Raw genomic sequence first — 14210 nt, forward strand, 5'->3', positions numbered from 1 at the left:
TCACCAAGCCGAAGACGGCGCCGGGCGCCATGATGGCCCTGGCCAACGACCAGCGTTCCGAGCTCCTGCGGGAGAACGACCTGCTGCGCGGGCAAGCCGCGCGGGCGGCGGAACTCGAGGGGCGCCTGAACGATGCCGTGACCGAGCTCCACACCTGGGACGGCGCCAAGGCGACGCGCTTGCTCGACCCGCGCGAGATCAAGCGCAGCGACTATGCCAATCGCCACGAGTCGAGTTTTCGACTCGAGGACTTCGAGGATCTCAAGCGCGAGATCAAGGAGGCCGGGGGCAATATCCAGCCCATCAAGGTGCGCCCGATCGCGAGTCCGGGCGATGGTCCCAAGTACGAGATCGTGTTCGGGCATCGCCGGCACGAGGCGTGTCTGCAGCTGGGCTTGCAGGTTCTGGCGTTCGTGGACAACCTGGACGATCGCGCGCTGTTCGAGGAGATGGAGCGTGAGAATCGGGAGCGTGCCGATCTGTCGGCCTGGGAGCAGGGCGTGATGTACGCACGTGCGCTGGACCGCTGCCTCTATCCGTCCTTGCGCCAGATGGCCAGCGCGATCGGCGTGGACCCGACCAATCTCTCGAAGGCGCTGGTGCTGGCGCGGCTGCCGCAGGCGGTGTTGCAGGCCTTCGCGTCACCGCTGGATCTTCAGTTTCGCTGGTCGACGGCGTTCAAGGCCGCGGTGGAGAGCGACCCCGCGGGATTGGAAGCTCGGGCGGCCGAGATCGCGGCGGACCGCGGCACGATGAGCGCGAAGGAGATCTTTGCGCGGCTGACGTCGCCGCAGGCGGCAATGCGGGCCCCGTCGCACCCGTCGATTCAGACTTTCGAGAAGGCGGGTACGACGATCGCGACGATGAAGGTCGATGGGGAAGCCCGGCCTTCCATCCGGATCCATGTCGGCTTGACCGCGGCGCGTCAGTTGGAGCTCGCCCGGTTGCTCAAGCAGTTTGTAGCGGAAGGATAAAGAGAGATTCCCGCAGGACAAACAAAAAAGGCGCCTTGGGCGCCTTTTTTGTTGGCCTCGAATATCCGAATCGGGAGGTGTAGTACGGTACTACACCCCGCGATCGAAGCGACCCGGGCGGGGAAGTCGTCGGTACCGAACCGCGTGTAGTACCGTACTACACCCCTCCGAACAGCGACGGCGATTAGGCCGCAACCACCCTCACGCCTCTTATGACTGCGAGCCGCGAGACGCCTCGAGACGCTCGAGCGACGACAGGATCTGATCGATCGTCGACTTCAGAACTCCCATGTCCCTGTCGCGCCGAGCCTCGACGATGGGGTTGCCGCCCCCTCCGTCCGCGCGCGCGGTGGCGAGCAAGGTCTCTCTGGAACGCGCCACCACCTCGTCAAGCCTGGTAATCAGGTTGTTTCGCAGCGCAGCGAACTGCGCCATCTCGCGCCGCATTTCTCGCACGTCGTCACCCAGCGTCACGAGCACCTGCTCAATGCGCTGCTGCCACTCTGCAAGTTCCTCCGAGGGCGGCGCGGCCGCGGGCGTCGCTTCGTGGAATCGGTGAGCGGGCGCCGCAGGTGCCACCTGGTCGTGCATCAGCGGGCGCAGCACCGCAGACAGCTGGCGGGCCGTGCGCGCCACGGCTTCCTCGAAGACGGCCTTCGGGTCTGAGTCCGCAAGCTGCGGCCACAACTCATAGACCCGTGCGATCGCCTTGTCCGTGGCCAGGCGCAGTCCTGGCCGGCCCGGTTTGCCAGGCAGCACGGTGCCCTTGGCGTTCGCGCCATCCTGACCGCCCGGGTCGGCCTCCCCGCGCGACGCGATGAGACATTCCCTGAATTCGCCGCTCGCACTCCACTTTTTCAGCATTGCTTCCGACGGCGCGCTGGCGCCGTGCAGGATGACCAGGATGCGACCGAGGTCCGCGACACTGCTGATTTCCGGCCATGCGGCATCGCGGAATTCTCCGAGATCCACAGCCTGTTCTGAAGCACGATCCATGGGTAGAGAGGACAAATGCGCGCCGCCTGAAGGATTTGGTTACTGAATAACCGAATTATCAGCCCGCTATTGCCAAAGAGCTTTTCCGGCCCCGATTTCCGTGAAACAATTTTTTGCCCAAGGCACAGCGCGCAAGCTAAGTTGTTGTCGCACTTCAGAAAAAGTCTTGCGGATTCTTGCTCCAATTGGGAGGCGCAATGTTTCACGGAATCCGAGATGCGCTGATTCTTGCCCTAACTTTTGTCATGCGACACAGTAGTTGAGCCGACGCGACACTGTTTGTGCTCCAGTTCTCGGATGGTGAAAACATCCGCCGTCCAAGGGCCGATGAACGCTGGACCCGCGGCGAGTACAGTTTCACCTTCTGCTCGCGCCAATCATCGATCCGGGTGTCGCGCGCGCAGATCGTTCGAGTGCCATCATGGACGAACTGGTCCGGGACTGCTCTTTCGGCAGGAGTGGGACTTCCAGGAGACCGATGGCCACGGGGGCTATGCCGGGGTTCATCTCGGCCGGGGCGAGTTTTGCTGCAAGCTGCTGCTGGCAAAGTCGCTCCCGAGTAGGGGCCACCTTGATCGCCATGCTCCGCGAGAAATGCGTGGCCTGGTACTCGACTGGCAATTCAGAAACTCCAACGACAAGACCTCGCCGCGGTGACATAGGAGGCCGGTTGTTCGACCTTCGGCCGCCGGCGGCGCGTGGAACGTTCGCCCAGGTCGGTCCAGAAAAGATGGTGCAATCGGATCGCGAACGGAACTGTCCATCTTTTAATCGGGTATCGGCGCCAGGGGTCCCGGAGCCGAGTTGCCCGAAGTGGGACCCCAAGCCAGGGAAGGAATCGCCCAAACCCGGAAGTTCATCACGACGCTCCCAGTTTTGCTGCCTGCCATTGGTTGCCACGGGCGCTTGAACCCCGACTACAGTCGTCCCTCGAGTTGGTTCGCGCGTCGCAACCCGCTTTTTTAGACCTGTCGAACGAGGAGGCATGTATGTCCAAGTCGAAGTTCATAAGGGACTCCGATACAGAACTGGACGGCCGGGAATGGGGAAAGTTCTTGGCATGGACGAGGGCATCAGGCCGCACCGCGTCTGAGGTGGAGCAGCGCTTCAACGAGCTTGTTCGCGCCGGAAACCGGAACGCTGTCGCCGCGGAGCTCAAGATGCCTCGCCCCCCGCGGCCGACGGAGGGCTCGCTGGCCGAGAAACTCCTCGTGCTCCCAACGACTGATGTGTTGGTACGGAGGCACCGTGCAAGCGCGCACTAACTTCGCAAGCTCGCGGCTGTCCGCGCCCGTTTCCTATCGACTTCACAGAAACACCGCCAGAAGGCGAGGAGACAATCAGCTATCCGCTCGGACTGAGTAGTCGGTCGGTATGTCGAGAGGGCGCCTCGCCCCCGCGCGCTGCGCCACTAGTAACTGTCGCCAAGCGCGCCACAGTTGTGGCGGCAGTAGTAGATGCGCATCGGACAGCGCGCCCCACAGGCGCCAGCACCGAGCCTGATGCCGCCCCCAAGCGCCGTGGCAGTTGACGCCGGCCCAAATCTAAACTTCCCTTTTTCCCAGAAGGCCCAAGCCGATATTGCTTCTCCATTTTGGGCTGTAGTATGATTCCCCATATTGAGAACCATCATGCAGCTTTACGGCGTCGTCATCCTGAACGAGTTCGCTGCCGCGCACCCGGAGTGCCGCGGGCACGTCGCCGCGTGGCGGGGTGAAGTGGAAGCAGCGACCTGGACAAACTTGCGGCAACTGCAGGAGCGCTACATCACCGCCCAAATTGCCAAGAGCGGGCGCGTCGTCTTCCGACTGCTCCAAGGTCTGTATATGGTGGACACGAAGGTCAGGTGCGATAAGGGCATCGTCCTTGTCCAGAACGCATGGGTCGACGGCCAGACGGCGAAGGCCGCGACCCGCTCGTCGAAGAAATAACCCGCACACGGAGAGGCAGCACCATGACTTCACAAGTGCGCATCATCAGGACCCAAGGGGAGTACCAAGAATCACTCAAGCGCCTGGGCTCCCTGATGGATGGCGACTTCAACTCAGGTTCCGAACAGGAAAACGAGTTCGAATTGCTGCGCTTGGTCATCGGCGCCTACGAAGCTGAGCACGCCAAACGCCCTCCCACCGACCCCATTGAGGCCATCAACTTCCGCCTCGAGCAACAGGGTCTGACCAAAAAGGACCTGGTGCCCTATATCGGGTCGATGCCACGGGTGTCGGACGTCTTGGCCGGCCGGCGTCAGCTGACCTTGGCGATGATGCGCCGCCTGCACAAGGGGCTAGGGATTCCGGCGGCATCGCTGATTGGCGATGGCGACCTCGGTGACGAAGTCGGCGGAGAGGTTCCGGACTACGACTACACCAAATTCCCGCTGGTGGAGATGATGGACCGCGGCTGCTTCGGCGGCATCAAGTATGGGCTGGCCAAGCTGCGCGAGAACGCCGAGGAACTGGTCGCGCCGCTGCTGCGCCCGCTTTGCGGAAATGCCCACGCGCCAGCACTGCTGCGCGCACCGCTTCATCAGAGCGGTTCGCGCACCATGGACGAACACGCCTTGCTGGTGTGGCGCGTGCTGGTGGTGAACAAGGCCCGCAAGTCACCACCGCGCGCAACGTTCAAGCCCGGCAGCGTCACGAGCGCATGGCTGCGCGACCTGGCCAAGCTTTCCGCCTTCGACGGAGGCCCCCGCCTGGCGCATGAGTTCCTCAGCAAACACGGCATCTGCCTAGTCTTCGAGAAGCACTTCTCCAAGACCTACCTGGATGGAGCCGCGATGCTGGATGGCGAGCAGCCCATCGTGGCGTTGACGCTTCGACATGACCGATTGGACAACTTCTGGTTCGCGCTGCTTCATGAGCTCGTGCACGTCGCCAAGCACCTGCGTGCGAATCACCTGTTCATCGCCGACAACCTCGAAGACAAGACCCGAAAGGGTGAGACAGAGGAAGACGAGGCCGATGCGGGCGCACAAGAGGCTCTAATACCAGCCAAGCTGTGGTCCGAGGCTGCGGTGACCACCTCGCACAAACTGAGCGACGCTCTCGACCTCGCCCGTGAGGCGGGCGTTCATCCGGCCATCATCGCCGGCCGGCTACGGCACGAAACCGGCAACTGGCGCCTGCTCTCAAGCCTGGTAAGCGATGCAGGTTCTGTGCGCCAGTACTTCGAGGAGCAACTCGCATGAACGATACGTCACGCATCGTGGCCACGTGCCGGGTTGTCCAAGCAGAAAGCCATGAAGGGAGTTCTATGCCCCAGAAGTAGAAAGCGGCCGAATACCGGAGTACTCGACCGCGGAGGACTCGCTGCGTAAACAGTTCATCCTTGCTTGGTAGGCGGGAGCGATTGTCTGCAGTGACCTCTGCAATGTCAAGGAACGTCCGTGCCGGCCCGGCAGCCGGCGTAGTGTTTTTCAACATTCATGAGGTTTATATGCAAGCAGTCCAATCTGCGGGCGACGATGTCGCTCACCATCACGACACGCTGGTCCTGCGTGTGCGCTACCTGGCTTCGCCGAAGCCCTATGTCGACCCCAAAGCACTCCTGACGGAAACGCTGGGGACCCTCAAGCCGGTGGTACTCAACCACTTCGGTCTCGTCGAAGGCCCGGTGGACGGTGGACGCAAGGAATACGCGTTCTCCGCCCATGGCGTCATTCAGAGCAACCTGGCCGAAACCCTGGGCAATCTGGCCCAGGGCAAGCACCAGCTTGAACTGAAGTTGCTTGAGCAGTTCATCCAGGGGTAGCGCCATGGCAACCGACTTCGAGCTGGCGCTCTTTGAGCAGCAGCTTGAAGAAGTCCTCGCGTTGCCAGAGGCATGTCGCTGGAGCCTCGAGCGGGACATCTCCGTCCCGCTCGGGGTCTTCGCGATCATGCATCCGCTGAGCAACCCCGAGGAGCTCTTCAAGGCCCGGCTGCGCTGGAACGACCTGATGAAGGCGCCGTCGCTGAAGTTCATCGACATGACGACCGGAGGGGAGAACAACCCGGCGGCGTGGCCGAAGTGCTTCGGGTTTCGGCCTGGCTGCCTGGACGCCTGCCTGCCGTGGACCGCGGAAGGGCACGGTCTGCACAGCGAGTGGGCCCATTCCGCCGCCAACGCCTTCCCGAAGGTCGAGGCGCCGGTGCAGTACGCACTGCTCCATGTCCAGTCATCGCTGGACAACTCGTTTCAAGGAAGGGGACCGTGATGCATGAAACAACCTGGACCTTGCCGGCCGACCTGCTTGATGTGTCGGTCGACGTGATGCGGCCACACGGTCTCATCGGCAACGAGGGCCTCGCACTTTGGCTCGGCAGCTCAGACGGCAACCAGGCGCGGGTCACGCACCTGGTGGCGCTGCGTGGCGGCGGCTTTCATGCGTCGCCAGTCCAACTGCGGCTGTCTTGGAATGCAATGTCGCGGCTGACCGACCTGGCGGACGAACTCGGCACCTACCTGGTGGGCCAAATTCACTCGCACCCTGGACGTTTCGTCGACTTGTCCGACGTCGATCGGAAGTACGGCATTCGATGCCAGGACTTCCTGTCGGTCGTGTGCCCCCATTACGCCCAGCGTGCGGTCTCGGGCCTCGAGGAGTGCGGCGTCCATCTCTTCGATGGTGGCGGCTACCGACGTCTCGACACGGCCGAGGTTGCGCGGCGCATCGAGATTTCTGCCGCGACGGTGGATGTTGTGAACCTGGAGGTGCCGGCATGAATTCCGCTAGCGATGTGGCGTCGAGTCGGCCCCTGGGTGTTGCTGAAGGCCTGGGAAGTTCGCTGCTTGACGAGGCCATCATCTTTTCTCGGCCGGTCATCCTGACCGGCGAGCGCCAGATGCTCGCCACCCAGAACGGGCGCTGGTGCCTGCTCAACAGCCTGCGACTACTGTCGCGCATCGTCGGGCCTTTGACCGTGGTGCTGCCGGGCGGTCTCGAAGCTTTCGAGACGGAGGTTCGGCAGCTTGCCGCTCGCGTCTGGACCAAAGGCACGGTGACTATCGTAGGCGAAGGCGCTCCGGTCGCACTGGAGTCCGCGGCTGCCATCCTCAACATTGGTGCTCGTTTCGACCCTCGTCTGCCATGGACCTCCATCAACTCGAACGGGTGGGTGGCGCGTGTGTCATCCGGGCCGACGCCCCTGCCTCCGGACGGCGACCAGAGCAATCCGATGGCGGCGCTGATGGCGGCATCCTTTGGTGTCACCGAGGTCTTCAAGCGCGTGTACGCAGTTCCCCGTAACAAAGCACCGTTGCTCGATGCAACGCAGTTCTCGCTGTTCGAGCTGAGCACGTCGCCAACGGGTCTCGGCCCGCCGCTATCCACCGCGATTTCGCTTCCTGACACCGTGATGGTCGGCGCAGGTGCCATCGGCAACGGCATCGCCCTGCTGCTGTCGCAACTCGCGGTGCGTGGCCGCCTTCTCATCATCGACAAGCAAGACTACGGGCGCGAGAACCTGGGCACCTGCACCGTGCTCGACGATGAATCCTGGCTCGCCACCTCGAAGGCCGAGCGTTTGGCCGCGTGGCTCAACCGTCCTGATGGCCTTCGCTGTACCGGAGAACAGGCTTTGGTGGCGGACGCGCGCTCGGGTGAGTTTGTGCGCGCCATGTCCGTCGAGTTGGTGCTGAACGGCCTGGACGACATTGGCGCCCGGCACGACGCCCAATTGCTTTGGCCTTCTGTGCTCGTCGACGGAGGCATCAATGCCGTCGGCGCGGCGGTCATGACACATCGTCTGGACCGCCCGCACGGTGCCTGCATGCGGTGCTCGTTTCGCCTGCCGGTCGGCGACGAACGCAAGCTTCAAGCGAGGGCGACCGGGCTCAGCATGACATCGCTCAGCTCCGACCTGAGCCGGCCTCTGACGGAGCAGGATGTTTCGGACGCGGAGGAATCCAAGCGCACTTGGCTGAGTGAACGGCTGGCGCATGGTAAGACCGTCTGCGCGACCATCGGCGAGGCCCAGTCACGCTCCTTGGGACTGGGCATTGAGGAGGGATTCAACCCGTCAGTTCCGTTCGTGGCGACCGCGTCGGCGGCGCTTGTGGTGACGCAGGCGCTGAAGGCGCTGCTCTACCCAGACGCTGAGTTCACGCAGCGCTTTCAGATGGAAAGCCTCGTCATCGGACCGGAGGCTTCTCTTGGCGTGCTGACGCGAGCAGACCCGAGTTGTGAATGCGTGGTACATCGCTCCGTCATCGACAAGGTCGCCTCTGCACGGCGCATGCGGCAAGCCGCGAGCGGGTCGATTGCTGCTGCTTGAAGGGGCTTGTCCGTTTCTCACGGCCTCCGCAGTGCGGTTCAGGCTCAGGTGGGGCCGCTCGCTTGACCGCCCTGTGGAGCTGGCTGGAAGCGGACAAGCGCCTGCTTGGATTCCTCGTGTCGCTCGCCAGGCGCATGGACCTCACGGCAGCCGACGCCAGTACCCAAAACACGCAATCACCGGTCCTTGGCTCGCCTCGATGGCCCCAGAAACGCGAAATGTGCTCCGCGCCTGACGCCTTCACTTTGGAGCATGGCGACCAAGCACCCACTGCTCCCTACAAAGACCCTGACGAGGCGGCCAGCCACCGACAAGCGGGGTGGCATGCCAAGGCGACCTAAGACCGGACATCACGAGGCCATTCTCAGGCTCGAAGGCCGCTGGCTGGTAGGAAGCCGCGGCGCTTTGTGATCAGGCGACCTGAATCAAGCGCCTTCTTGAGGGAATCAGGGGTGTAGAGCATTGCGCGCCGTAGCGGAGCTTCGACCAAGCGTCGAAGGTTACTAGGCCGGCAGCCAAGTGTGTTGGCATGAGCGCCGCGAAGATCGCATCGATCTCTTTCGCTGCATGCAGCCCCCTTGCCGCAGCGCATGAACCTTGCTGCGTTAATACGTAAGGCCGCTTGCGCAGATCATGGCAATCTCCGTGCATACGGTCGTCGTCAGTGAGGCGCCGAATGTGACCGCTTGCGAGCAACGCGTTTGCCTGCTTGCGGACGCGATCCGCTGGCGTTCGCATGCGAATCGCAAGCTCCGACGCCGTTGCACGCTGAGTGTGGTGGCCGGTTGCGTCGAGTAGATGCAGACAGATCAACAGTTGCGTGGTGTTCCTAAGCCCCGCGGCCGCGGCAGCATTGCAGAGCATCATCTCCGCGAGCCCACCGGCTTGAACAAGCAAAAGGAGCAAGTTCCTCTTGGTCATGAAACGCCTCGGTGACGGGACTTACAAGAGAAAACAACTATGAAAAAAACCGGAATGTTCCGGTTTTCTTGTCCACGCTTTCAGTACGTCTGCGAAGTTCAGACGGCGGTGCCAGTCGGAGAATTCTCCAATTGTCCGTGCCAGACTGCCTCAGCGGAGTCCAACATTTTTGTCGAGCAGTAGAGGCGTTTAGCTACTTGCGACGCCACTGGCGACCACGAAATACTGGGCGCATGACTTGCCAAGCAGCTCAGTCCTCGAGGGCACGTCGACTTGTCGAAAGCAACTGGCCAGGGCAGGCCTTCGCTTCAGTGTTGGCAGCCCCTTGCCTATCTATCCCAGGTCCGCGAGGCGAGGGCTTCGTTCATCGCACCCCCTGGCAAGAAAGGAGGTAGATCACTACGGCGATTCACCAGCATCCTCACCGGACCCCAGCCGCAGTTGGAGCTGCTGCTGGGGCCTAGATCAGAGAAAGCTAGCGGCAGCCTTCAGCCTAGAGAACTGAAATCTAGCTGCGCTTTCTCTGTGGGTCAACTTTTTCCGGAGAAACCCATGAAAGCAGCTTTGGCGCAAGTGCGCCGCATGTCTTGGGCCACCACAGGAATTCTGGCGCTTGGCCGGGATGTCCACGCGGAACTCGCCAGCGTGAACGAGCGCGTCACATTCGAAGCGCTGCGAATGGCTGTCGATCTGCTAAGGATCGTTGCCAAACCGCCTCCGATCGAGTGGATCGACTCAACCATGCAGAAGCGCCAGTACCGCCCCGATGCGCTGGCGTGGCCCTACAACGGTCCGCCGACCTTCCTCGAAATCAAGCCGGCCGGAATGCTTGATTGGCAGCATGTCCTGCGACGCAAGTACGAAGCCATCGGTAGCTACCTTCAAGTGGAAGGTCGATACCGCTTCGGCTTGGTGGAATGGAGATCCGATAGCGTGTTCGCGCGCAACGTCTCGCGGCTCTCACGCTACTGGGCGGTTGAACCGGAAGGCATTGCCACAGATGCCTTCTCACGCATTGGCCGACGCACGACCACCTTGGGTCAACTCCTTGATCGCGTAGATGTCGCTCAGTGGAACAAGGTCTATGCAGCCATCGCCAACCAAGAGTTGGCCGTGGATCTTGAGAAGGCGCCTCTATCCCGAGCTTCGCACCTGTGGCTGCCGACGCCCGAACGGCCTGCGCTCAGGCTCGCTGACCTCGTCAACACATGGTGGGCCTAGTCGTCGCGCTCGACGACGGCATTTACCACGTGACCCTCTCGATCGGTGCGCAGTTGCGACTGCGCCGGCTCACGGACGGTCGCGTGCGCTGCTTGCTCGTCGAGCAACTCCGAATCCTGATCGCGCGCCGCGGTGCAATCGTGCTCGCACGACGGCCCGGGCGTTTCTCAGAAATGACTGCGCAGGCGATCGCATCACTGCAGGCGCGTTTGCCCAAAACTCAAGGAGATCTGTCATGTTCATTCAGCCCGTCACCGGAACGATGATCGCAATGCAGGGCCAGCAGCTGCTCTTTCACTCCGCACCTAGCGGTCTTGTGCAGTTCGAAGCCGTTGAAACTGGGGAGCTATTCAAGTGGACCCACGAGGAGTTCAGGAATGCCGTCGCTGCTGGCGAGATCACTCAGATGACGACCGTTGCGACCTCGACTTCGATCCAAATCATCGACAAGCCTCCGACCGGACACGAGAGCATGCTAATCGGTCTGACAGAGCATGAACTTCGGGAACAAGCGCGTCGGATGTTCGCCTATATGACCTGGAAGAAGTCCGGGCTTCACCTGAGAAAAGACGCTCCCGCGGTCAAGTCTCTCGTCTCCGAGGCCTGCGAGGCCGGCGGCTTCAAGGCTGTCACGACGTGGCAACTTGTCTCGATCCATCAAAGCGTCTGCCGCCACCGCGACGTTCTATACGCATGCACACCTCAGCGAAAGGGGACAACAACCGGAAGCTACCGTATCGACGCTCGAGATGAAGGGCTCCTCAATACCGCGATCGACGAGCACTACCTCAAACAGGAGCAGCCAAGCATTGCCTCTGCTCATCGTCACTATCTGCGCCTGCGCGAAGACGATGAGCGGATCAATGGGCCATTCAAAGGACTTCCTGCCTCGTTGCGGACCTTCGAGCGGCGCGTTGCGCGCTTGGATAGCTTTCTGCGGACAGAGCGGCGAGAAGGGATTGACGAGGCGCGACGATCGCATCGCGTTTCCCGCGGCGCATACATCGATGTCGATCCCATGGAGATCGGCGAGATGGACGACTGCTACCTGCCGCTGATGGTGGTGAGTGACGATTTCACGCGGGCGCTTGGAGTTCCGCGCCTGACATCCTTGAGAGATCGGGGAACGGGGTTTGTTCCGTCATTTTTCCTGTGGTGTGGCGACGTCTCGACCTTCACCAGCCTGGCCACCCTCAGGAACCTGCTCACTGAAAAGACACATTACCTCCAGAAGGCCGACCTTCCACTGGATGCTTGGCCGTACACCGGCCCCTTCGGCACGATCGCCACCGACCGCGGAACCAATCTGACCGCCGAAGGCTTTGTCCGTGCAGCCGTCGCGATGGGCTCCGCGGTGCAGTTCCTGCCGCGTCGGACCCCTTGGGGCAAGCCCTTCGTGGAACGCTTGCATGGATATATCTTGGAGTACATCGCCAATGAGCTGCCCGGCCGGCTCTTCGATGACGTGCAGTCTTTTCGATCGTACAAGGCAGACGTCAAGGCGGTCATCCCGCTGAGCGCGTTGATCCGCATCTTGGTCCACTTCTTCGTGAATGTCATCAATGGCGTTCCGCGACCAGGGCACCGAACGACCCCCACGCAGGAGATGTCCGCCTGGCTGGCCGATCACCCACCTGCAATCCCTTGTGATTCCCGAGCCATCGACCTCCTGACGGCGATGCCTATCGAGCGCAGCGTCAACCAAGAAGGGATTCGGTGGGAGAACCTCCACTACGTGAGCGATGAACTCGCTGCCGTGGTGCGACGCATTGGGCACGGCGCCAAGGTCACCGTGTTCGTCAACCCTGGCGATCTGGGTGAGGTATCAGTGGTGGATCCGCTAACTCGCGAACCCATCCGGGCGCATTGCACGTGGCCCGGCTACGCGGGTGGAATCTCGCTGCCGGAGCATCAACTCCTGTGTCGTGAACTGAGAAGAAATCGTGAGCGGATTCGGCTGTCAGCCCTGATAGGTCTGCAACGCCGCATTCAAGAGGAGCTCGAGGCGGGACGGCTGGGCAAGAAGAAGTCCGCGCTGGCGATCAAGAGCGAGCGCATGCAGCAGTCGAGCCAAAAGGCCCCTGCGGCGAAATCGGCTGTCTCGACGGTGCCCGCCGTCAACTCCAACCAGGGCGTGCTTGATGCCATCTTGTTCTAAGGAGTGATCATGAAAACCCAAATCAAACCGAAGGCTGTCTTTGATGGCGCGACTTGGCTCGAAGCCGCCGTTCAGGTTCTTCAGATGGCAGAAAAGTTCCACGAGACGCCTGCCCTCGAACTCTTTCTCAAACGAGTGGAGTACGCAGCCATGAGCGTCGCGCACGGACTTCCTGCCGAAGGCGTCTGGCTCTTCGGGGCTGCTGGCGCGGGAAAATCCACAGCCTTGAAGGAGGCTTGCCGCAGATTGTCTGCGAGACCCGGGTTGCGCTCGACGCGCTCTGCGTTGCTCATCACCCTCCTGCCTGGTCCGACCATGTACTCGATCGTGCGCCAGCTTCTCTTGGCACTCGACTACCCCATCTCCTCGTCGCGGACTTTCGTGGAACGCGTGGACGTTCTGTTCGAAGCGATTCGCTCCGCCCACGTCAGGGTCATTTTCATCGATGAGGTCCAACACGTCTGCGAAGGCAACCGGGTTGCCCACCTTCGAGAGATCCGCGATTTCCTGAAGCGTCTCGTTGACGAGACCAACGTTTGCCTGATCCTCGCGGGCATCGAATCAGCGAAACCACTGCAGAAGTCAGATGAGCAGTTGGCTTCTCGGATAAGCGGGGAACTCACGCTGCGATTCGATTTCAAGGGGAACGAGACGAAAGCCTTCGGCCGCGCGGTCTTGGCGGGATCGCCGATTCCGTTCACCGCTGACGCTGTGGAGGCCGTGCTTGAATTCTTGGCCAAGCGAGAAGGTGCGAGTCCGAGGCTGCTGGTGAAGATCGGGCGGGAGGCGATCAAGATCGCCGCATTGACCAAGTCATCCACGGTCGAAGTGCTGCACGTGACGCATGCGGTGAGCCTGCTGTTTCTGGGGCAACCAGAATGACGCCCGCTGACAATCTCTACGCCGAAGCCGCTCGGCGACGGATGAAGGGCCGTCCGTTTCCTCACCACGGTAGTCTCTATTTGACTCCTGCACCACTACCCAAGGAGGCAGCGACCTCGTGGTTGCAACGGGTGGCAAAGGCCCATCGGATTCCATGGACCGGCTTCCGTCGACTGCTCGGGTTGGGCAGCGGGTTGGACCCGGATTTCGGCTGGCCTTGGGAGTTGGAGTCGTCGGCTCGCTTCCTCGCGACCACAGCCGATCAACTCGCCCAGTTGATGGCTTGGCGATGCAGCTTCATCGCCCAGGCACGGCCAGATGGCGTTGTGACGGGCGACAGCAAGGTGCCTCTGTTCTCGCTTTGCCGAGCGTGTGTCGCCGAAAGTCGTGTCGTTCACTACCGGATCGAGTGCCGATTTGGGTTCGTTCGCCTCTGTCCGAAACATGGAACGACCTTGATGCGGGTGAATGGGGGGCGGTCGCTAGCGAGCTTGGAATGCGCGGAAGTTCAAAGTAGCTCGTTGTTGGGGCTGAGCTCCCCCGAACCGCCCAGTGTGCAGAGGCGTCGGGAGCGGATGGCGTTCGAAAAGCGGATCTGCAGGGCCTTGTACGTTGGGTACGAGCGCCATCCGACATTTGGGATCGTGCCCGCGCAGACCTTACTTGCCGTCGAAAGGATTCGGATGCTGGGCGCGCGTCAAGAAGATCCGAGAGATCCGTAGTTCAGCTTGCCGTGCTCGGGGCTGTATGAGGGCACCTGGGCTCAAGACCGGCTGAGGGTGCCGCTTATTGCGGCGACCG

13 protein-coding genes are annotated in these 14210 nt (G+C 61.8%); 11 read left to right on the top strand and 2 right to left on the bottom strand.

Annotated elements, in window-relative coordinates:
• Positions 1–29 precede the first annotated feature (29 nt).
• The gene (locus ACSQ9I_RS37385; RefSeq protein ID WP_436316961.1) at positions 30–974 is read left to right on the top strand and encodes a ParB/RepB/Spo0J family partition protein; all 945 of its coding nucleotides are present in this window, start codon (positions 30–32) and stop codon (positions 972–974) included.
• A 210-nt stretch (positions 975–1184) separates the two neighbouring features.
• Here ACSQ9I_RS37385 and ACSQ9I_RS37390 read toward each other — a convergent pair whose 3' ends face one another.
• On the bottom strand, positions 1185–1946 hold the full coding sequence (locus ACSQ9I_RS37390) for a hypothetical protein (protein WP_436316962.1): 762 nt from the start codon (positions 1944–1946) through the stop codon (positions 1185–1187).
• Between the two features lie 1655 nt (positions 1947–3601).
• On the opposite strand from ACSQ9I_RS37390, the gene ACSQ9I_RS37395 reads away from it, so the two are divergent.
• From ACSQ9I_RS37395 to ACSQ9I_RS37420, 6 genes are all read left to right on the top strand, one after another.
• A complete protein-coding gene (locus tag ACSQ9I_RS37395) occupies positions 3602–3901 on the top strand; it encodes a hypothetical protein (RefSeq protein WP_436316963.1) in 300 nt (99 codons plus the stop codon).
• A gap of 23 nt (positions 3902–3924) precedes the next feature.
• Complete coding sequence (locus ACSQ9I_RS37400; RefSeq protein WP_436316964.1) at positions 3925–5160, top strand: ImmA/IrrE family metallo-endopeptidase; 1236 nt, start codon at positions 3925–3927, stop codon at positions 5158–5160.
• 248 nt (positions 5161–5408) lie between these two features.
• Positions 5409–5723 (top strand): hypothetical protein, encoded by a 315-nt coding sequence (locus ACSQ9I_RS37405; RefSeq protein ID WP_436316965.1) that lies wholly within the window; start codon positions 5409–5411, stop codon positions 5721–5723.
• Positions 5724–5727: 4 nt separating this feature from the next.
• Positions 5728–6168 carry a hypothetical protein gene (locus ACSQ9I_RS37410; RefSeq protein ID WP_436296653.1) on the top strand — a complete coding sequence of 147 codons (441 nt, stop codon included), beginning with the start codon at positions 5728–5730 and terminating at the stop codon, positions 6166–6168.
• A 20-nt stretch (positions 6169–6188) separates the two neighbouring features.
• Positions 6189–6677, top strand: coding sequence for a hypothetical protein (locus tag ACSQ9I_RS37415; RefSeq protein ID WP_436316966.1), 489 nt, complete (start codon positions 6189–6191; stop codon positions 6675–6677).
• The gene (locus tag ACSQ9I_RS37420; RefSeq protein ID WP_436316967.1) at positions 6674–8227 is read left to right on the top strand and encodes a ThiF family adenylyltransferase; all 1554 of its coding nucleotides are present in this window, start codon (positions 6674–6676) and stop codon (positions 8225–8227) included. The genes ACSQ9I_RS37415 and ACSQ9I_RS37420 overlap by 4 nt, the downstream gene beginning before the upstream one ends.
• A gap of 411 nt (positions 8228–8638) precedes the next feature.
• On the opposite strand, the gene ACSQ9I_RS37425 is transcribed toward ACSQ9I_RS37420, so the two are convergent.
• A complete protein-coding gene (locus ACSQ9I_RS37425) occupies positions 8639–9148 on the bottom strand; it encodes a hypothetical protein (protein ID WP_436316968.1) in 510 nt (169 codons plus the stop codon).
• Between the two features lie 552 nt (positions 9149–9700).
• On the opposite strand from ACSQ9I_RS37425, the gene ACSQ9I_RS37430 reads away from it, so the two are divergent.
• From ACSQ9I_RS37430 to ACSQ9I_RS37445, 4 genes are all read left to right on the top strand, one after another.
• A complete protein-coding gene (locus tag ACSQ9I_RS37430; protein WP_436316969.1) occupies positions 9701–10369 on the top strand; it encodes a hypothetical protein in 669 nt (222 codons plus the stop codon).
• Between the two features lie 235 nt (positions 10370–10604).
• Entirely contained in the window at positions 10605–12527 is a 1923-nt protein-coding gene (locus tag ACSQ9I_RS37435; RefSeq protein ID WP_436316970.1) for a Mu transposase C-terminal domain-containing protein, read from the top strand.
• 9 nt (positions 12528–12536) lie between these two features.
• Complete coding sequence (locus tag ACSQ9I_RS37440) at positions 12537–13409, top strand: TniB family NTP-binding protein (protein ID WP_436316971.1); 873 nt, start codon at positions 12537–12539, stop codon at positions 13407–13409.
• Between the two features lie 41 nt (positions 13410–13450).
• Complete coding sequence (locus tag ACSQ9I_RS37445) at positions 13451–14131, top strand: TniQ family protein (RefSeq protein ID WP_436317121.1); 681 nt, start codon at positions 13451–13453, stop codon at positions 14129–14131.
• The last annotated feature ends 79 nt before the right edge of the window (positions 14132–14210 follow it).

Source organism: Variovorax sp. LjRoot84, from assembly GCF_964254305.1.
Classification (GTDB): domain Bacteria; phylum Pseudomonadota; class Gammaproteobacteria; order Burkholderiales; family Burkholderiaceae_C; genus Variovorax.

Bases quoted from the DNA above. Each gene is read 5' to 3' on its own strand.
- ACSQ9I_RS37385 (WP_436316961.1), top strand. From the start codon at position 30: ATGATGGCCCTGGCCAACGACCAGCGTTCCGAGCTCCTGCGGGAGAAC.
- ACSQ9I_RS37395 (WP_436316963.1), top strand. From the start codon at position 3,602: ATGCAGCTTTACGGCGTCGTCATCCTGAACGAGTTCGCTGCCGCGCAC.
- ACSQ9I_RS37400 (WP_436316964.1), top strand. From the start codon at position 3,925: ATGACTTCACAAGTGCGCATCATCAGGACCCAAGGGGAGTACCAAGAA.
- ACSQ9I_RS37405 (WP_436316965.1), top strand. From the start codon at position 5,409: ATGCAAGCAGTCCAATCTGCGGGCGACGATGTCGCTCACCATCACGAC.
- ACSQ9I_RS37410 (WP_436296653.1), top strand. From the start codon at position 5,728: ATGGCAACCGACTTCGAGCTGGCGCTCTTTGAGCAGCAGCTTGAAGAA.
- ACSQ9I_RS37420 (WP_436316967.1), top strand. From the start codon at position 6,674: ATGAATTCCGCTAGCGATGTGGCGTCGAGTCGGCCCCTGGGTGTTGCT.
- ACSQ9I_RS37425 (WP_436316968.1), bottom strand. From the start codon at position 9,148: ATGACCAAGAGGAACTTGCTCCTTTTGCTTGTTCAAGCCGGTGGGCTC.
- ACSQ9I_RS37430 (WP_436316969.1), top strand. From the start codon at position 9,701: ATGAAAGCAGCTTTGGCGCAAGTGCGCCGCATGTCTTGGGCCACCACA.
- ACSQ9I_RS37435 (WP_436316970.1), top strand. From the start codon at position 10,605: ATGTTCATTCAGCCCGTCACCGGAACGATGATCGCAATGCAGGGCCAG.
- ACSQ9I_RS37440 (WP_436316971.1), top strand. From the start codon at position 12,537: ATGAAAACCCAAATCAAACCGAAGGCTGTCTTTGATGGCGCGACTTGG.
- ACSQ9I_RS37445 (WP_436317121.1), top strand. From the start codon at position 13,451: ATGAAGGGCCGTCCGTTTCCTCACCACGGTAGTCTCTATTTGACTCCT.